Here is a 19,521-nt window from a genome sequence, read left to right on the forward strand (position 1 = left end):
CTCTCTATTGTGTAAAATAAGTAAAAAAATCAATTTAGATAATTTACACTCTTTATTGATTCGCAATTTTTTCTGCCATTAATAATGCATTAAATGCATTTACGATGCTCCCTGATTTTGACAAACTCGAAAAAGGAACTAACTTCTTCTCCCGACCAACCCGAATCTCAACATCAACATCATATTTCACTCCTGAGTTTATAATAATATTTTTTATTTGAGAAACTGTTAAATTTGGATAATACGAATATAATAAAGCGGCTACACCAGCTACTGTTGCAGAGGATAGTGATGTGCCAGAATCATACTCGTACTTGTTATTCGGAAATGCTACGTATAAATTTTCTCCAGGAGCAAAAATATCAACATGTTTATTGCCATAATTTGAGTAATAATAGACTAAGTTTTTAGTTAACTTTTGTGAAGTTCCTCCAATCAATAAAAAATTATCTGAAACTTCTTTCCCATTTTTACCAATATCAGTAGGATAATTTTTTGATATCTCATTTAAATTCAAGTACTCATTCCCTGCTGAAGACATCAGTAATACATTATGCTTTTCTGCGTATTTAAAAGCTTCCTGTACCCAATCTTCATGTAACGATAAACTCTTGCCAAAACTCATATTAATTACCTTGGCTCCATTATCAACTGCATACCTTATTGCCAATGCCAAATCTTTGTCGGTAACTTCTCCGTTGGTAAAAACAGTAATTGGCATAATTTTAATATTATCTAATTTAAAGCTCGTAATTACACTTGATACTTCTGTTGCATGAACAAACAAATCTAAATAATCATTTACAATATTATTTCCATAGTTTGTATCATTAATATCTTCTAAATCATCACCAATTAATTTTCTTTCATTATATGATAAGCTTAACAGCTTATCAATTCTTTCTTGAGCTTTTAACTTTCCTAACTCCATGCTTTTTTGACTGTACTTAGATTGCATGAAATTTGTGTAAATTAAAGTATACCTATGCAACTCTTTATCATTTGGATAAATTTTCTGTAAGCTGTCTAAATCTTTTTTAGTATAATTATTGTTTGGAAAGTACTTTAATAAGCCTTTTTCAAGGTTTTTCCTATTTTTCAAAAGCATATTTGCATATCGCAATTGCGATTTTGCATATTTCATCCTTTTATCATATGTGTTTTTAGCTCTAGTGTATAAATTAAACAATAGTGAATCTTTAGGTGCGATATCTACCTCTTCTTTATCCTTAAATAAGTGAGCGTATTTTTTTAATATTCTAGTATACTCATAGCTAGTGTAATTGGTGTTTTCTCCTTTTTTATTTCCTAAAAAATTCCATCCATTTACATCATCTATATAACTATTCTTATCATCGTCTATTCCATTATTAGGGGTTTCTTTTGAATTTTTCCAGATATAGTCTTTTAAACGCTCATGATTGGTGTCGATTTTAGAATCTAAAACAGCAATAATGACTTTCTGACCTTTCTTATCTATTAACAAACTGTCTTTAGCTCTTCGGAGGCTTATTCCTGGTATAGTATCTATTACAATATCTTTTAAATACCAAGCCTGCTTCTCTTCAACAGATAAATTCGTTTTCTTTTTTTGACTAAATGATTGTTTGGAAATAGAAATAAAATCTTGCTTTTTTTCACAACTAATATTTAACAAAAAACATATTGAAATAAGTGTTATGAAAGACTTATCTTGCATAAAAAATTATTTATTAAAAATAAATACTAAAAAATCTTTAGACACACTGTGTTGTAGGGTAATTTACTGTTTGTTCAGCTGGAACATCTCTTGCACTACCACTTACACATTTCATAGCATCATCTGTTACTGTTTCTCCACCATCAGTTTCATAACCTCCTTTAATTTTTGAAAGGCTATTTAAATTCATAATTCTAAATTTGTTTAAAGATAGTTTTTTCATAATTCTAAAATTTAAGTTATTAATGAAAACAAACATAACTATCTCATTGATTTAAATGCATAAATAATTAAGCATAGTAGTCGATATTTATAAATATCGACTACTTTCTATGTGTATTTTAGCTATTTTTCTTTCTTTTCTCCAGTTCTTTTATAAAATACGACGGTTGAATTCCATTTATTTTATAAAAAGCTTTCGAAAAAGATTCCGAATTATTAAAACCAACTTCTTCAGCAATTGCTTTTATTGTGTATTTCCTAAAAATATCGTTGGTTTTTAACTGATTTGTTGCAAACTCTATCCTTAAATTATTGATATATTTTGCAAATGACATCTTTTTATATTCATTAACAACTTTTGAAAGATAACTTGTATTAGAGTCAAACTCCTTAGCTAAATTTTGCAAGGTTATTTTTGTAGAAATATATTTACTCTCTTTCTCAAACTCATTTAATTGAAACAAAATCTTTTCAACAATCTCACCAGGGATATTTATCTTTTTAAGATTTACGTTAACATTCAATAATGGGTTCCTATTTCCTACGGGCTTTACACTCTCATTTATCAAATTATTAAATCTCTTTTTATATAATATTCTTTTTTTATTTTGATAAAAGAGAGAAATTAAGCTTAATAATAAAACTATTAATAAAGCATAAAAATAATTCCAATACTTTTTTTCGTTAACTGTAAGATTTTTAATTATTTCCTCTTTTTCTTTCATTAATCTAGGAATTTCAAATTCTTTGATTATATTTTTATTCAAATACAACTCATTCAAATGCAATATACTATCTAACTTCATTAATTGGTTTATATAAATCAGTTGATTTTTTAAATCTTTTTTTTCTTTGTAATAATTAATTAAATATTCATAACTATCACGCATTACAGGTAGAAGATCTCTTTTTTTTATAAAAATAGTATCAACGATTTTAAAACTAGATATTGCCTGATTTTCTAAATTGATTTTAGCATACGATTTTCCTAAATAGTAATTTGCTTCTGCATAATTAACTTTATCATTAACTGACTTAAATAATTTTGATGCTAATTTCAAACTATCAATTGCATGTTGATATTCTCTAGCTAAATAATGGGTAGTCCCTTGATTTAACACAAAAAAAATATATTTTCTTTTTTCATTAAATAATAAGGACTCTTTAGTTCCTAATTTATTATAAAAACTAGCAGAATCTAACTGTTCCAAATAATTAAATGTATTTGCTAAAGCATAAATTGAATTCAAATAATACTTATTTGAACGACCTCTATGATATTTTTTTGAAAAATAGAAATTTTCTTTATTTATTTTCAATGCTCCATAATGATCTCCCGTTCTATCTTTTAAGACACCAATGCTGTAATTTGCTTTGTACTTTAGAAACTTATTTTCTGTATGCTTCAATACCAATAAATAATTATCTAATGATCTTTTAAAATCTCTTAATGAATAGAGCAAACCTCCCTTCTCTAAATAAACGGATGCAGTAAAAAAATCATATTCCTTTTTATCTTTACTAATACGAATTATACTATCCAAGTATTTAATTTTTGTTTCCTTACTTGACTTAAACAAGGTTGAAATAAGCTGATAACCTACAATTAACTCCTTTAAATTATTTTCTTTTCTTGCCTTTTCTATCAACTTATTTGCATAAAAATATTTTTTACTCTGCTCTTTACTCTTTCTAAATAATTGATGAAATTCATTATACGTTTTAACAAGCATAGTATCTTTTTGTTGCTGCCCAGAAACACTTAATGAAAAAACAGAGAATACCGTTAATGTAAATAAGAGTGTTTTAGTTTTTAGCATAACGAGATCTATTGTTCTTATATAAAAAGTCGTAAATAATCATTTCTTGTAATCTTTGTTGAGATTTAAAACTTCGATTAATTGTCATATGAATAAAACTTCCAAGCACATCTTCAATATTAACCTCTTTGTGGTTTTGCTTCTGTAATGACATATATTTATAAAAGCAGTTAAATTTTTCTTTACTGTTTAAAATTTTTTTTTCTTCAACTTTATAGTTTTCAATATCATCTAAAAATTTTCTATATTTTTGACCTAATATTTTTTTGTTAGCTCCATCTATTCTAAACTCATTTTTAAATGCTAATTGCCTCTCATTTAAAAAATTTAACCTTTTAACATCTTCAAATTCAATTGAATTTATTAAATCTGTTAACAAATTAAATACTTTTATAAACAATTGTTTGTTGTTCCCTTTTGATTGTTCAATTATTTTTAACACATCTTGACTATCATAGAAAAAATATGATTCTGCGATTTGAATAGTACTTGAACCATATCTACTCAATTCTCTTTTATAAGTAGCAATTTGAAAATCCCAAATTTGATTACTATTAAGTAACGGTAATAATTCCTCTTTTACTTTTAATATTAAATCCCCTAAGTATTTTTGTTCAGTTAAATGAAATCGAATACGCAAATGTGATTCTGGGTCTGAATATCGAATAAAAAACCATTTATCTATAATATCACCTTCTAATAACTTAATAACTAAAGGATTAATTATGTTTAATAAAATATCATCCGCCGTTTTTTCTCCGCAATATAACTTATAGTACAACCATTCACTTCCTGGTATAAATGTTCTTTCAATTTTCTTTCCAACCACTTTTATTCGCTTTTAATTTTGCTTCATTATAGAATGAAATCACAAATTGATTACAAAATGACTCTTGATTGTTACAGTTAACTATTTCTTTTTCACCAAACAAAAATTCCTCAAGTACAAACCTCTTTTTCTTTTTAACGCTCTCCTTTAGCATACGTAAAGAAGACTGGTTATTTAAATTTATCAAAAGCTTATTATCCCCTTCAACTAACTCAACAAATTGAGGAATTTTATTTTCACCTCTCCATCGCACAACTTCTGACATTGTTATTGTAGGCTCAAAAATTATTCCAATATCAGAAACCTTAATATTCCATCGAGCTTTAGAAAATATTAAATCTTCATATTCAACTCTAGGTAAAAAGGTGTTATTTAAAAAAATAGAATTCCAACGAAACCCTATACTTCCTCTTTTATTATCCGTTTGTAATTCACACAAAAAATGATATAAAGGCAATGAATTCCCTTTATAATTATGAGCATTCCCTAACCTAGGAAGTATCTCTTTTTTGAAACTTTTAGATTTCAAAATAATTTGATTCCCTCTCATAGAGATAAGAATATCCTCTATTGAAATTTGACAATCTTTATGAACACTTGAGTTTCCTAAATATGGAATTTCATGTTTTCTTATTGTAGGTCTTTGCAAAACATTGCCCGTTCTAGCCTCTGGTAAATGTATAATTTCTGCAAGAATTTTATTCGGATTTAGTTCTTCTTCTACTTGAACAATTTCATTTAAATGATTACGCAATTCCTTATTACCATGACCAAACCTACCTAATAAATTTGTAGCAGTACTTCCTGAAACTCCATTAATAAAAATTTTATTGCATTCTTGATTTGAATAAATTTCTGCTATTCCAGAAAAAGTATCAGGTAAATCGTTCCAATTTTCAGGAAAACCTTTAAAATCATCATCTATTAATAAAACAGAGTAATCATCATTTTTTATCGCTTCAGTATATTTATCAAAAAGTAAAATATCAATACTAGACCATGTAATGTCTTTACTATTTTTTCTTGCTTCTTCTGTATTTAAATCATCAATCAAATAACCACCTATAGTTTGTTTTTTTCCAAATCCAATACCGATTTCAGCATCTAAAACAAAATTTAAAGACATCTCGTTTTCCTCATACCTACTTCTAAAATTTCTTTTAAATTCATCTAAATTTGAATTTGTGGGAGAGTTCGTAATTTTATTAAAAATTGTAAACGCTTTTTTTAACTGTTTTTTAATCTTAAAACCTAAAGTGTTCTCTTTAAAAGAACTAAAACTATCTGTTTGCAAAAGATGTTTACTCTTTAATTCTGGGATTTTGTTTTTTGCTTTTTCAATTATTTCTTTATAATGATCAATTGAATTCCCAAATTTGTCATCCAATCTATTTAAATGTAATTGTAAGTCTAATAATTCATTTTTTATCTTACTGTTTTTAGGCAATTTGTGCACCAAATCACTAAAAAAATCTTCTCCTGTTATTTTCAATCCTAACTCAGAAACTAAAATTTGATTTATTATTAATTCATTTATAAAAGAATTCGCTTCTTTAATTGTAATTTCCTTTTTAGAAAGAAACATTGTAAGCTCAAGAATTGTTTTTCCGTCTGCTACCTTTTTTAGAACTTCTTCTAAATATGTAGTTAGAACAATACCTTCAACTGTATAACTCCTTTTATTATCTTTTAGGGTATACTCAATATATCTATAATGATCTCCTACTTTATATAAACTTGTATTGGGGTAAAATTTTAATCGTTCTTTAACTTGGTTATCTTTTAGTAATTCATTCACTAAAAGTGATAAAAAACTCATGTCAAATCGAGTTATTCTTTGATAATCTTGAATAGGATTTAATTCAATTTTTATTTCTTTTGAAAATTCACCAACACTACAGGTTGCAAATAGACCAAAAGGTGTACAACGAGTTGAAATTCTAGTTGCATATTTTAAAATAGATATTTTGAGTTTTTCTGTTTTTTTAAAATCTTTTAATGCTCCTGTTTTCCATTTTTTTATTTGAAAATATAAATCAGGTGAAGCAAGAAAAATGGCTTCAACAAATAGTTTGTTTTTTAATAATTCAAAATAGTCTTCATCTTCAATACTATTTTTTTTATAAATATTTTGAATAAAAGAAATTGAAAACAACGGAGTTCTCAAACAATAACTATTAAATATATTATAGGGGATTAACATTTAATTAAGCATATTTTTTACCTCAAATATACTTTTTTTAGTAGAATGGGATATTTTAACTATTATTTAATCGACATTTATAAATATCGACTACCATTGTTTGTCTAAAACTAATAATAACAGTTGATTTGTATAAATTCTATGAAAAAGGAAAATTCTATTAAAAAAATTTGCTGTGAAAATAGAATAAAACTATTCCTCTCTATAGTTACAGCAATGTATATAGAGAGGAACTTTTATTTAACCCTTTTTTATTAAACAAATTTTGAAAAAATTTCCTAACTATAAACAACCAGAATCTAAAGATTGCGGCTCCACGTGTATTAAAATGATTGCCAAATATTATGGTAAAATTATAAATACACAGCAATTACGTTCTTTAAGTGAAACCACAAGAGAAGGAAGTAGTTTAATGGGGTTAAGTGATGCTGTAGAATCTTTAGGACTTAAATCATTAGGTGTAAAACTGACTTATGAAAAATTACTAGAAGTTCCATTACCATGTATTGTTCATTGGAATAAAAACCACTTTGTAGTTGTTTATAAAATAAAAAAAAACAGTTTATGTTTCTGACCCAGCACATGGATTAATTACTTATACAAAAGATGAGTTTATAATTCGTTGGATTGGAAATAACGCAACAGATAAAACAGAAGAAGGAATTGTATTGTTGGTTGAACCAACACCATTATTTTATCAATCAGATTTTGATAATGATGAAAAATTTGGTTTTCGCTTTATTTTTAAATACCTATTTAAGTACAAAAGGTTTATTGTTCAACTAATAATCGGTTTACTTGCTGGTAGTTTATTACAATTAATTCTTCCATTTTTAACTCAAAGCATTGTTGATGTTGGTATAAAAAATCAGGATTTAAACTTTGTGTATTTAGTACTTTTTGCGCAATTATTTTTATTTGTAGGAAAAGCTTCTTTAGAGATTATAGGAAGTTTCCAACATGCATTTTAGCTTCTTTAAACTTATGGAATGTAGACTTTGTATATTCCTTATCAATAAGCTTTTCCATCTTATTATTATGCAGTATAAAGACCTCTAAGAGGCTTTTGTTATCTTTAGTACTTTCACCTTTAAACTGCAAATACACACCCCCTACATCAAAGCTTTCACTGTTGACTTGTAGACATAAAAAAGCCTGATTAATTTCTTGTTTAATCAGGCTTAGTTGGTTGTTTATAAAATTTTTATCATCTGGAATAAAAGCTTTTTGTTTCTTACTACTCCAGTAATCTGGGTTAATAAATAACCCAGTAGAAAATTGCTTTCTCTTTTCATTAAATGTTAATCTACAATAAATCGGAGAAAGATTTTTTTTGTTCTTCCTACTTATTGCTATTACGAATAGTAATTTCATTATTTTGTTCATTGTCTTTTTTTTGTCTTTTAAATTCAGGGATAAGTTCAGAAACATTATACTTTTTTAAGGAGTCTTGGGTGTTTTCAAAACCTAAATTTTCTAGCAATGTTTTTTCTTTGTTAATATTATAAGAATTCTCTATTGAAAATATTATTCTTTTCAGAAAACGATTATTTATGCCTAAGCTAATAAACTTAACTTTCCTTTCCATTTCTTTTTCTATTACGAGTCTAAATTCTCTTTCATGTTTGTAAGATGAATCTTTTAAAAACATATACTCATCGGATAACTTTTCAGAATAGTCGACAAATCCTGCTTTAAAATCAATATTAGAATGTATTAATGCTTCTTTTAGTTCAACCCATTTAACTGACACCTTCATTCCTAATTCTCCATCTATGTGAGAATAATTATTCCACATAAACCTACTTTCTTCTGTTTCATTTGTAGAAGCAAACCAGCAGGATACAAAATGTCTTCTCCTTTCTTTTATGTTTTCCTCCACTAAATTTTTATCAAATTCTGAATCTGAATAACCTTTAATAATAGATGATCTTGCACAATCATTTTCAACTATTTCTCCTCCAGAATCTATAACCCTATTATTATACTGAGCCATTAAATTTACAGCTTGTTTTAAGTTTTCAATTTTGTAATTCCATCCTTCTAAACCATCAGAAAAAGTATCTACTCTACTGAACCTAATAATCATTTCTTCCTCGCTAATAGTGTTTACTAAAAACTTTGAAGAAAAATACCTGTGCAACCAAATTGATTCTTCTTTTTCAATTTTACCATTAATAATTTTTACTGACATATATTTATTTCTAAAATAGTTTATTATCTGCAACCTAAATATAAAAAATGCAACCCTAATTGTAGCCCTTTTTTACCAAAAAAGTTGGCAAGTTGACTATTAGTAATTTGAAGAATTGAAGTATCGCTGGATTTACTGCATAAAAAAAGAGCAATCATTTCTGATTACTCTTGTTTTGTAGCGGGAATTGGACTCGAACCAATGACCTTCGGGTTATGAGCCCGACGAGCTACCTACTGCTCTATCCCGCGATTTGGACTGCAAAGATACAACCATTTTCTATTTCTTTCAAAAAAAATCATCTTTTATTTTAAAAAAATCTTAATATACTCAACGACAATATCCTATCTTTTAAAGGCTAAAAATTAAAAAACAAACTATCTTTGCCGCATGATACATAAAGCAGGTTTTGTAAATATAATTGGAAATCCTAATGTTGGTAAATCAACATTAATGAATGCCTTGGTTGGAGAAAAATTATCGATAATCACTTCTAAAGCACAAACAACAAGACATCGTATTTTAGGAATTGTAAACAGTGATGATTACCAAATTATTTTTTCTGATACGCCAGGAATTATTCAGCCTGCATATCAATTACAAGAATCTATGATGGATTTTGTAAAATCTGCTTTTGATGATGCCGATGTGTTAATTTATATGGTAGAAATGGGCGAAAAAGAGCTAAAAAACGAAGCTTTTTTTAACAAAATTATCCATAGTAAAATTCCTGTTATTTTATTGTTGAATAAAATAGACACTTCTAATCAAGATGAAGTTGAAGAAAAACTTTCGTATTGGACAGAAAAAGTTCCGAATGCTTCTGTTTTTATCATTTCTGCTTTAGAAAAATTTAATATTGATGTTGTTCTAAATAAAATTATTGAATGCTTACCAGAAAGTCCAGCTTTTTATCCAAAAGATCAATTAACAGACAAGCCTGAACGCTTTTTTGTCAATGAAGAAATTAGAGAAAAAATTCTAATGCATTACAAAAAGGAAATTCCGTATTCTGTAGAAGTAGAAACCGAAGAATTTGTTGAAGAAGAAAAAATTATCAGAATTAGATCTGTAATTATGGTTGAGCGTGATACTCAAAAAGGAATTATTATTGGGCACAAAGGAGCTGCAATAAAGCGCGTTGGTACTGAGGCCCGAAAAGATTTAGAGCTCTTTTTTGAGAAAAAAGTTTTTATGGAACTGTATGTAAAAGTCAATAAAAACTGGCGAAACGACAAAAGTCAGTTGAAACGCTTTGGGTATAAAGACTAATTCTTCTTTTTAATCTGCCTTATACGTTAGCTTCATAGTAATAGAAGCTGTTTTTAATTTTGATGCAGTGTTAAAAGTTCCACCCCAAGAATAATCTTCTTTAGAATTTTGACCTGTAATTTGAAAGATTCCCATTTTTGCAGAGATTAAGTTCCCTAATTTTCCACCAGAATTGGTTGCAATATTATCGGCTCTTAATTTTGCGTCAGATGTTGCTTTAGAAATCATTTCTAATTTTAAATCTGCTAATTTGGTATAATAATACCTTGGTGGTTGCGAGTAAAATTCGATTCCTTTATTTAACAATTCCGTAATTTCTCTAGAAATTTTTTCTACTTTTTCTACATCATTAGAATCAACTTGTAGCGATTGTGTTAAAATATACCCCAAAAACTGTTCGCCAATATATTTTCCTTCGTTGTTATATTTTGCTTTGGTGTTTTTTCTGCTTGTTACCGCTTTAAAAACCAATTCATTTGGCTTAATTCCTTTAGAAAACAAATAATCAGAAATTATTTTCTTTGCTTTCTCTAAATTGTTATACGCTAATTTCAAATTTGTACTTTCGTTAGAAAAAGAACCTTCCCAAACGATTAAATCTGATGTAAAATCAGCTTTTCCTAATCCAGTAACAGAAATAATTCCGTCTGTATTATTTCTATTTATAATAGAATTTCCTAATAAAAATGCCGCAATTACAATCGCAATTGAAAAAATAATGGCTGTAAAGTTGTTTTTCATCATTGTAAAATTTATAACTCTCTAAATTTAAACAAAAATCATTCCCTAATTAGTATCTTTGCAAAAATATTTTTTTTGATGAATAATAGTATTGTTGCCATTGTAGGAAGACCAAATGTAGGGAAATCGACTTTATTTAATCGATTGGTTCAACGTAGAGAAGCAATTGTAGATTCTGTGAGTGGTGTAACTAGAGATAGACACTACGGAAAATCTGATTGGAACGGAAAAGAATTTTCTGTAATTGATACTGGTGGATATGTGGTGGGTTCTGATGATATTTTTGAAGATGAAATCCGTAAGCAAGTTCAATTAGCTTTAGACGAAGCAGATATTATTGTTTTTGTGGTTGATGTTGAGCAAGGAATTACGCCGATGGATTCTGAAGTTGCAAAATTATTGAGAAAAGTAAAAAAACCTATTTTTACTGCAGTTAATAAAGTTGATAACGCAATGCGTGATGCAGATGCCGTTGAATTTTACAATTTAGGGTTGGGAGATTATCATACCATTTCATCCATTAACGGAAGTGGAACTGGAGAATTATTAGACGCTTTGGTCGAGGAAATGCCAGAACCAGAAGAAGTAGACTTAGAAAAAGAAGAATTACCAAGATTTGCTGTTGTTGGACGACCAAATGCAGGGAAATCATCATTTATAAATGCTTTAATTGGAGAAGAAAGAAATATTGTAACCGATATTGCAGGAACGACAAGAGATTCTATCGACACAAAATACAATCGTTTTGGATTTGATTTTAATTTGGTTGATACAGCCGGAATTAGAAAAAAATCAAAAGTAAAAGAAGATTTAGAATTTTATTCTGTAATGAGAGCCGTTAGAACTATTGAATATTCTGACGTTATTATTTTAATGATTGATGCAACTCGAGGTTTTGAAGGTCAAGATCAAAACATCTTTTGGTTGGCAGAAAAAAACAAAAAAGGAGTTGTCATCTTAGTCAATAAATGGGATTTAGTTGATAAAGAAACAAACACGGTAAGAGATTATGAAGCTGCCATTAGAAAAGAAATTGCGCCGTTTACAGATGTGCCAATCATCTTTGTTTCTGTACTTACAAAACAACGTATTTTTAAAGCGATAGAAACTGCGGTGCAAGTATTTCAGAATAGAAAAAACAGAATTCCTACTAGCAAACTAAATGAAACAATGCTAGAAGTTATTAAAAGTTACGGGCCACCAGCAATAAAAGGAAAGTTTGTAAAAATAAAATACTGTATGCAATTGCCAACTCCAACGCCGCAATTTGCCTTTTTTGCAAATTTACCTCAGTATGTAAAGGACCCGTATAAAAGGTTTTTAGAAAATAAAATGAGAGAGATTTACGATTTCTCTGGCGTTCCAATTATTATTTACTTTAGACAGAAATAAAATTCTAATTCAAAAAACGTGTTTCTCTAATTATAAAAATAATTAAAGAAATAAATATTCCTACCGTAAAAACTATATAAGAATATCGTAGTATTTTACTTTTAAAACTTATCTTTTGATTTAAAAAATCTTGTTTTATCTCTTTTTTTAAATCAAAAGGTAAAGCTACAAATAGTGATGATAGAGCAGTGACTCCATTAAAAAACAAAAGAATAATTACAGGAAATAATGCTTTATAACTTCTTACATTTCCATTGACAAAATAATAGACAACTAACGATGAAAAAATTATCAGCCCATTTACTGCTAGTAAAATAGTTGCTTTTAATGTTAAAGATTGATGAATTTTTAAAGCAACTTCTAACTTATTTTCAGATGATTTATCTTTTAGTAGTTTTTTTTTAATTTTAACCAGCTTTGCCAAGTTTTTATCTTTTCCTTGCTGCCAAGTTTCTTGAGCATATTTTGTGTAAAATCGGTGTTCTTTTACAAATGCTTTGATATTTTTCTGATTCCATTCTAATTCAGTAAGCTTTTTGTTAAAAAGTAAATTTATTTCTTCCTTTAGCAACTTACTTTTATCAATAAAACTATTTTCTGCATAATAAGATGAAACTGCATCTTTCAGTATTTTACCAAGAAAATCATTTGCTTCGACATCTGGTTTTGTAACTCTAATTAACCGAACAACTGCATCAATAATACTATTGTCAATATTATACTCCTCTAAAAATGTAGTAGCAATATTTACACTAGCCTCAATATGATTTTCTTTTCTGTTGATATAACCAATATCATGAAACCAAGATGCAAACAACAAAATATTTGCATCAACTTCAGAAATTTTTTCACCGTCAATTAACTCTTTAATAGAATTTACAACACGCTGAGTATTGCTCACATTATGAAACAAATACTCTTTATACAACTTTTTAGTTAATAAAGACAGCACATAATTTTCAGCGCTCAGCAAAAATTTCTTCATAAAAGAATTATTTCCACTAATATAAAAAATTTGAAATGAAATCTTAACCGTAAAACTATTACAATTAAAAAAAAGATTTAGAATTTAACTTACCAACCTCCCGAAGAACCTCCGCCTCCAAATCCGCCACCGCCAAATCCGCCGCCAAAACCACCACCACCAAAACTTCCGCCTGATGATCCTCCAAAACTTCCTCCGCCGCCAAAACCTCTTCCGGCACTGCTTAAAATGATCGCATCTAAAATAGAAAAACCACTTCTGCGCTTTCCTCCTTTTCCGCCACGATTATTTTTATTAGAAAGGATGATGAATAAAATAATAAAAAAGATAATTGGGATGATTCTAAAAAAACTTGAATTGGTTTTCTTTTTCAATTTTTTGCCTCCTTTAAACTCTCCTTTTAAAACTTTAAAGATTGCATCAGATCCTTTGTCTAAACCAGTATAATAATCACCTTTTTTAAACTCTGGAGTGATAATGTTAACGCGAATGTCTGTAGTTGTATAATCTGTCAACAAATGTTCAACACCGTAACCAGTTTGAATACTTAACCTTCTATCGTCTTTGGCTACTAAAATAAAAACTCCATTGTCTTTACCTTTTTGTCCAATTCCCCATTTATGAGCCCAATTTGTTGCTAAAAAACCTACATCTTCTCCTTCGGTTCTAGAAATAATGGCAACAACAATTTGTGTTGAAGTTGAATCTGAATAGCGAATTAATTTTTGTTCAAGAGCACTTTTTTGACTCGGAGAAAGTAAATTTACGTAATCGTAAACACTGGTTTGTAATTTAGGTTTCTCCGGAATTGTATATTGTCCAAACACAGACTGGATCAATAAAAATCCAATAAAAAACAATAGAAGCTTACTTCTTTTTAACAACCAACTTCTATGTTTACTTCTTACTGAAAACTGAAAACTGACAACTGATAACTGTTGATCTATCATCCTTTAGAAATTTCGTTAGACAATTCGTTTTCATCATCAGTTTGCCAAGGAAAAAACTGTTTTAATTGTATTCCAGCACTTAAAATCCCGGCGACAATTCCGTTTTTAAAATTTCCCTTTTTAAAATGTTCTGCAATTACATCTCTTGTAGAATCCCAGAAATCATCAGCAACCACATTATTAATCCCTTCATCACCACAAATTACAAATTTTTGATCTTCTGTTGCCACATAAATCAACACACCATTTCTTTGTTCTGTTTGATGCATTTTTAATTCATTAAAAACATCTAAAGCTCTTTCGTAAGGGTCTTTATTCGCTTTTTCTTCTATGTGGATTCTAATCTCACCAGAAGTATTCAACTCCGCTTTTTGAATCGCGTTAATGATTTCTTTCTCGTCAGATTCAGATAAAAATACGTGTGCTTTTGGCATTATTCTTTTTTGTTAAAATCAAAATTTACATCTGGGGCATTTTCTGCTCCTTTATCTGAAGCGTATAAACTCATTCCTTCAAAACCTGCAATGCTAGCAATAAAATTACGAGGAATTTTTTTGATGTAGATATTATAAGCTCCCGCAGAAGTATTAAATCTATTTCTTTCTACATTTATTCTGTTTTCAGTTCCTTCTAATTGATTTTGCAATTGCAAAAAGTTCTGATTTGCTTTTAAATCTGGATACCGTTCTACAACAACCATCAATTTAGACAATGCGCTACTTAAACCAGCTTGTGCTTGTTGAAAAGCTGCCATTTTCTGAGGCGTTAAATTCCCTGCATCAATAGTTGTAGAAGTTGCTTTTGCTCTTGCATTGATTACTTCTGTTAGCGTACTTTTTTCAAAATCTGCTGCACCTTGAACTGTTTTAACTAAATTCCCGATTAAATCATTTCTACGTTGATACGAACTCTCTACATTTGCCCAAGAAATCTCAGCTTTTCCTTTCATATCAATCATTGTATTGTTCATTCCAATTCCCCATCTTACTAATGCAAAAATTAAAACTCCAATAATTATAAGTGGTAACCATTTTTTCATAATTGTATTTTTTAAAATTTATAATTGATTTTTTATCTTATTTAATTCCGCCTTTACTGACTCTAATCTACTAATTATTTCGTGATTATTAATGGTGCTTTCCGGGTTATTTTTTAGTTTTTGTTTTGCACCATCCAATGTAAAACCACGCTCTTTTACTAAGTTAAATATAAGTTTAAAATTAGCAATATCTTCTTGTGTAAAAAGCCGATTTCCTTTGGCGTTTTTTTTAGGTTTGATAACATCAAACTCTTTTTCCCAAAAACGAACTAATGACGTATTTACATCAAAAGCTTTGGCAACTTCGCCAATTTTATAATACCTTTTTTCTGGTAAATTAATGTGCATTAATCTAATGATTGATTTTCTCTTGACGCTAATTCTAACATTCTATTGTATTCTTCTGGCGTTAAATCGTTAAAATAATAATACACAGGATTCATTTTTTTATTCCCTTTATGAACTTCGTAATGCAAATGTGGCGCTGTAGAAATTCCTGATGTACCAACATACCCTATTAAATCGCCTCTTTTTACTTTTTGATTTTTACGAACAACATATCTTTCCATATGTCCATAAACGGTTACATATCCAAATCCATGGTTTATCTTAACATAATTTCCCAATCCATTTCTAGTTCTAATTGCTTTGATAACAGTTCCGTTTCCGGTTGCATAAACAGGCGTTCCTTTTGGAGCAGAAAAATCCATACCCCAATGATATTTTCTCGTCTTATAAATTGGATGTACTCGATAACCATAGCCAGAAGCCATTCTTTTTAAGTCTTTATTTGCAACGGGTTGTATTGCCGGAATTGACGCCAACATTTCTTCTTTATTTTTAGCCAATCTTACAATTTCATCCAACGATTTAGATTGCACAACTAGTTGTTTGGATAAAATATCGATGTCTTTTGTTGCTTTTTGTATCATCAAAGAATTATCAAATCCTTCTAAATATTGATATCTATTTACACCTCCAAAACCAGCTTTTCGTTGTTCTTCAGGAATTGGATTTGCCTCAAAATAGACTCTATAAATCGCGTTATCTCTTTCTTGTAATTCTGTCAATACCTTACTACTTTCTTCAATTCGTTTACTAAGTAGTTCGTAATGTAATTTTAAGTTGTCGAATTCTCTTTTTTGAGCTCTTTCGTTTGGAGACATTAAAAATTGACTAAATCCAATAAAACCAAAAAACGCTACCAAAACAACAGCCAACGAAATAAAACTAACCTTTTTATAAATGCTGCTTTTATCTCGCTCAATCTTTCTGTACGATAAAGTATCTGCGTCGTAATAATATTTTACCTTTGCCATAATCTTAAATGTACTATTTTTGTGTTCTCTTATTGTAAAATTAACAGTTAGAAAACATACAAATTTACAAAATGTTTTACAACTGCCTTTTTTATAGTAAATATTTAAAGGTAAATTAACTTTTAAGAGCAAAACATGATGCATTGTTATCTATAAGTAGATAGATTTTACAAAATGTTACATATTTATTATTGATTGAAATTATTATAGATGAAATCGCAAGACGTTAGAGCTACTTTTTTAAATTTTTTTAAAGACAAACAACACAGCATTGTGCCTTCTGCGCCAATGGTTTTAAAGAACGATCCAACATTGATGTTTACCAATTCTGGAATGGCACCATTTAAAGAATATTTCTTAGGAAATAGTGTTCCAAAAAACAATCGTATTTCTGATACTCAAAAATGTTTGCGTGTTTCTGGAAAACACAACGATTTAGAAGAAGTTGGTTACGACACCTATCATCATACCATGTTTGAAATGTTAGGAAACTGGTCTTTTGGTGATTACTTTAAAAAAGAAGCAATTGCTTGGGCTTGGGAATTGTTGACCGAAGTATATAAGATTGATAAAAACATTTTATATGTAACTGTTTTTGAGGGAAGTGACGATGCAGACAACTTAAGTTTAGATCAAGAAGCATACGATTATTGGAAACAAATTATTCCAGAAGATCGTATTTTGATGGGAAATAAAAAAGATAACTTTTGGGAAATGGGAGAACAAGGTCCGTGTGGTCCGTGTTCAGAAATTCACGTAGATATTAGAACTCCAGAAGAAAAAGCCAAAGTTGACGGAAAAACCTTGATCAATATGGATCATCCGCAGGTTGTAGAAATCTGGAATTTGGTTTTTATGCAATACAACCGAAGAGCTTCAGGCAATTTGGTAGAATTACCATCAAAACATATTGATACCGGAATGGGTTTTGAGCGTTTGTGTATGGTTTTACAAGATGTAAAATCGAATTACGACACCGATGTTTTTACACCATTAATTAGAGAAGTAGAAGCAACTACAAATGCCGATTACGGTAAAGATGAAAAAACAGACATTGCAATTCGTGTTATTATAGATCACGTAAGAGCTGTTGCTTTTTCTATCGCAGACGGACAATTACCAAGTAATACTGGGGCTGGTTATGTGATTCGAAGAATTTTAAGAAGAGCTGTTCGTTACGGATTTACTTTTTTAGACAAAAAGGAGCCTTTTATTTATAGATTGGTTGATGTTTTAAGTAAAAGAATGGGAACTGCTTTTCCTGAATTAAAATCTCAAAAACAACTAATCGAAAACGTAATTAAAGAAGAAGAAGGTTCTTTTTTAAGAACTTTAGATCAAGGTTTAGTGTTGTTAGACGGAATTATATCAGCATCAAAATCAACAAAAATTTCTGGAGAGAAAGCTTTTGAATTGTACGACACTTTTGGGTTTCCTGTAGATTTAACTGCATTAATTTTATCTGAAAAAGGATTTACTTTAGACGAAAAAGGATTTAACGAAGAATTACAAAAACAAAAAACCCGTTCTAGAGCAGCTAGTGAAACTTCTACCGAAGATTGGTCAATTATTTTAGACAATTCCAATGAAGAATTTATTGGTTACGATACTTTAGATGCATTCGTAAAAATAACGAGATACAGAAAAGTAGTTTCTAAAAAAGACGGAGAAATGTATCAATTGGTTTTTGATAAAACTCCTTTTTATCCAGAAGGCGGCGGACAAGTTGGTGATAAAGGTTATTTAGAAGATATTCATGGTGATGTGGTTTATATTTTAGACACTAAAAAAGAAAATAATGTAATCATCCATTTCACAAAAAACCTTCCCAATCACTTAAACGAAAATTTTAAAGCTGTTGTAGATAAAATACAACGTTACAGAACAGAATGCAATCATACCGCAACACATTTGTTGCATCAAGCATTAAGAGAAATTTTAGGAACACATGTAGAACAAAAAGGTTCTGCGGTTCACTCAAAATATTTACGTTTCGATTTTTCTCATTTTTCTAAAATGACTCCAGAGCAAATACAAGATGTAGAAAGCTTTGTAAACAGAAGAATTGCTGGTAAATTACCTTTAGAAGAAAAGAGAAACATTCCAATGCAACAAGCGATTGACGAAGGCGCAATGGCATTGTTTGGCGAAAAATATGGCGATGAAGTTAGAGCAATAAAATTTGGTCAATCTATAGAATTGTGTGGTGGAACACACGTAAAAAACACGTCAGATATTTGGCATTTTAAAATTAAATCTGAAGGTGCTGTTGCAGCCGGAATCAGAAGAATTGAAGCGATTACAAATGATGCTGTTAAAGATTTTTACTCAGAAAACAGTCAAACTTTATCGCAAATAAAAGAGGTGTTAAACAACGCAAAAGAGCCTGTAAAAGCAGTTCGAAAATTGCAAGAGGAAAACACCCTTTTGCAAAAACAAATTGAACAACTATTAAAAGACAAAGCGAAAAATTTAATGGGTGATTTAGAAAATCATTTAGAAGAAATAAACGGTGTTCAGTTTTTAGCTACAGAAGTTGATTTAGATGCAAACGGAATTAAAAATTTAGCCTTTGATTTAGGGAAAAAACACCAAAACTTATTTTTAGTTTTTGGTTCTAAAAACAATGGAAAAGCGATTTTAACCTGTTATGTTTCTAAAGAAATTGTAGAAAGTAAAAATTTAAATGCAGGCACAATTGTTCGAGAATTAGGAAAATACATTCAAGGTGGCGGTGGCGGACAACCTTTCTTTGCTACTGCTGGGGGGAAAAACCCTAACGGAATTGCAGAAGCTATTGAAAAAGCGAAAGACTATCTTGCTTAAAAAGCAATTAAAAAATTATAAATGAAGGTT

Annotated in this window: 17 protein-coding genes, 1 tRNA gene and 1 pseudogene; 4 read left to right on the forward strand and 15 right to left on the reverse strand. The window is 29.1% G+C overall.

All coding sequences use genetic code 11. The features are described 5' to 3' along the window. Positions 1-52: 52 nt before the first annotated feature. From KCTC32516_RS02020 to KCTC32516_RS02040, 5 genes are all read right to left on the reverse strand, one after another. The gene (locus KCTC32516_RS02020; RefSeq protein ID WP_301401676.1) at positions 53-1,657 is read right to left on the reverse strand and encodes a S8 family serine peptidase; all 1,605 of its coding nucleotides are present in this window, start codon (positions 1,655-1,657) and stop codon (positions 53-55) included. 79 nt (positions 1,658-1,736) lie between these two features. Beyond that, entirely contained in the window at positions 1,737-1,922 is a 186-nt protein-coding gene (locus tag KCTC32516_RS02025; protein ID WP_301401677.1) for a hypothetical protein, read from the reverse strand. Between the two features lie 118 nt (positions 1,923-2,040). Next, entirely contained in the window at positions 2,041-3,741 is a 1,701-nt protein-coding gene (locus KCTC32516_RS02030) for a helix-turn-helix domain-containing protein (RefSeq protein ID WP_301401678.1), read from the reverse strand. Continuing rightward, complete coding sequence (locus KCTC32516_RS02035; RefSeq protein WP_301401679.1) at positions 3,728-4,570, reverse strand: thiopeptide-type bacteriocin biosynthesis protein; 843 nt, start codon at positions 4,568-4,570, stop codon at positions 3,728-3,730. The genes KCTC32516_RS02030 and KCTC32516_RS02035 overlap by 14 nt, the downstream gene beginning before the upstream one ends. Continuing rightward, positions 4,551-6,773, reverse strand: coding sequence for a lantibiotic dehydratase family protein (locus tag KCTC32516_RS02040; protein ID WP_301401680.1), 2,223 nt, complete (start codon positions 6,771-6,773; stop codon positions 4,551-4,553). Before KCTC32516_RS02040 ends, KCTC32516_RS02035 begins: the two co-directional genes overlap by 20 nt. A 265-nt stretch (positions 6,774-7,038) precedes the next feature. Here KCTC32516_RS02040 and KCTC32516_RS02045 point away from each other — a divergent pair. Then, positions 7,039-7,729, forward strand: a pseudogene (locus tag KCTC32516_RS02045) (cysteine peptidase family C39 domain-containing protein); the annotation flags it as partial. Here KCTC32516_RS02045 and KCTC32516_RS02050 read toward each other — a convergent pair. From KCTC32516_RS02050 to KCTC32516_RS02060, 3 genes are all read right to left on the reverse strand, one after another. Further along, positions 7,716-8,147: an Arm DNA-binding domain-containing protein gene (locus tag KCTC32516_RS02050; RefSeq protein ID WP_301401681.1), complete on the reverse strand. Its 432-nt coding sequence runs from the start codon at positions 8,145-8,147 to the stop codon at positions 7,716-7,718. The pseudogene KCTC32516_RS02045 and the gene KCTC32516_RS02050 overlap by 14 nt on opposite strands. Beyond that, positions 8,116-8,967, reverse strand: a complete 852-nt coding sequence (locus tag KCTC32516_RS02055) for a hypothetical protein (protein ID WP_301401682.1) — start codon at positions 8,965-8,967, stop codon at positions 8,116-8,118. The genes KCTC32516_RS02050 and KCTC32516_RS02055 overlap by 32 nt, the downstream gene beginning before the upstream one ends. 178 nt (positions 8,968-9,145) lie before the next feature. Next, positions 9,146-9,218: transfer RNA gene (locus KCTC32516_RS02060), tRNA-Met, on the reverse strand. Positions 9,219-9,357: 139 nt separating this feature from the next. Between KCTC32516_RS02060 and era the strand changes: the two genes are divergently transcribed. Next, positions 9,358-10,239, forward strand: a complete 882-nt coding sequence (gene era, locus KCTC32516_RS02065; RefSeq protein WP_301401683.1) for a GTPase Era — start codon at positions 9,358-9,360, stop codon at positions 10,237-10,239. Positions 10,240-10,248: 9 nt separating this feature from the next. Here the strand turns inward: era and KCTC32516_RS02070 are convergent, their stop codons facing one another. Continuing rightward, positions 10,249-10,980 carry an SIMPL domain-containing protein gene (locus KCTC32516_RS02070; protein ID WP_301402714.1) on the reverse strand — a complete coding sequence of 244 codons (732 nt, stop codon included), beginning with the start codon at positions 10,978-10,980 and terminating at the stop codon, positions 10,249-10,251. Positions 10,981-11,058: 78 nt separating this feature from the next. On the opposite strand from KCTC32516_RS02070, the gene der reads away from it, so the two are divergent. Continuing rightward, a complete protein-coding gene (der, locus tag KCTC32516_RS02075) occupies positions 11,059-12,372 on the forward strand; it encodes a ribosome biogenesis GTPase Der (protein ID WP_301401684.1) in 1,314 nt (437 codons plus the stop codon). Positions 12,373-12,376: 4 nt separating this feature from the next. On the opposite strand, the gene KCTC32516_RS02080 is transcribed toward der, so the two are convergent. The 6 genes from KCTC32516_RS02080 to KCTC32516_RS02105 all read right to left on the reverse strand — a co-directional run bounded on the left by KCTC32516_RS02080 (position 12,377) and on the right by KCTC32516_RS02105 (position 16,665). Next, the gene (locus KCTC32516_RS02080; protein WP_301401685.1) at positions 12,377-13,357 is read right to left on the reverse strand and encodes an HD domain-containing protein; all 981 of its coding nucleotides are present in this window, start codon (positions 13,355-13,357) and stop codon (positions 12,377-12,379) included. An 89-nt stretch (positions 13,358-13,446) separates the two neighbouring features. Then, a complete protein-coding gene (locus tag KCTC32516_RS02085; RefSeq protein WP_301401686.1) occupies positions 13,447-14,307 on the reverse strand; it encodes a TPM domain-containing protein in 861 nt (286 codons plus the stop codon). Beyond that, positions 14,304-14,741 carry a TPM domain-containing protein gene (locus KCTC32516_RS02090; RefSeq protein ID WP_301401687.1) on the reverse strand — a complete coding sequence of 146 codons (438 nt, stop codon included), beginning with the start codon at positions 14,739-14,741 and terminating at the stop codon, positions 14,304-14,306. Before KCTC32516_RS02090 ends, KCTC32516_RS02085 begins: the two co-directional genes overlap by 4 nt. Beyond that, entirely contained in the window at positions 14,741-15,346 is a 606-nt protein-coding gene (locus KCTC32516_RS02095) for a LemA family protein (RefSeq protein WP_301401688.1), read from the reverse strand. The genes KCTC32516_RS02090 and KCTC32516_RS02095 overlap by 1 nt, the downstream gene beginning before the upstream one ends. Positions 15,347-15,364: 18 nt before the next feature. Further along, the gene (locus tag KCTC32516_RS02100; RefSeq protein ID WP_301401689.1) at positions 15,365-15,694 is read right to left on the reverse strand and encodes a MerR family transcriptional regulator; all 330 of its coding nucleotides are present in this window, start codon (positions 15,692-15,694) and stop codon (positions 15,365-15,367) included. Next, on the reverse strand, positions 15,694-16,665 hold the full coding sequence (locus KCTC32516_RS02105) for a M23 family metallopeptidase (protein ID WP_301401690.1): 972 nt from the start codon (positions 16,663-16,665) through the stop codon (positions 15,694-15,696). Before KCTC32516_RS02105 ends, KCTC32516_RS02100 begins: the two co-directional genes overlap by 1 nt. 210 nt (positions 16,666-16,875) lie before the next feature. Between KCTC32516_RS02105 and alaS the strand changes: the two genes are divergently transcribed. Further along, complete coding sequence (gene alaS / locus KCTC32516_RS02110) at positions 16,876-19,491, forward strand: alanine--tRNA ligase (protein ID WP_301401691.1); 2,616 nt, start codon at positions 16,876-16,878, stop codon at positions 19,489-19,491. Positions 19,492-19,521 lie beyond the last annotated feature (30 nt).

It is taken from the genome of Polaribacter huanghezhanensis (genome assembly GCF_030444335.1).
GTDB classification, from domain to species: domain Bacteria; phylum Bacteroidota; class Bacteroidia; order Flavobacteriales; family Flavobacteriaceae; genus Polaribacter; species Polaribacter huanghezhanensis.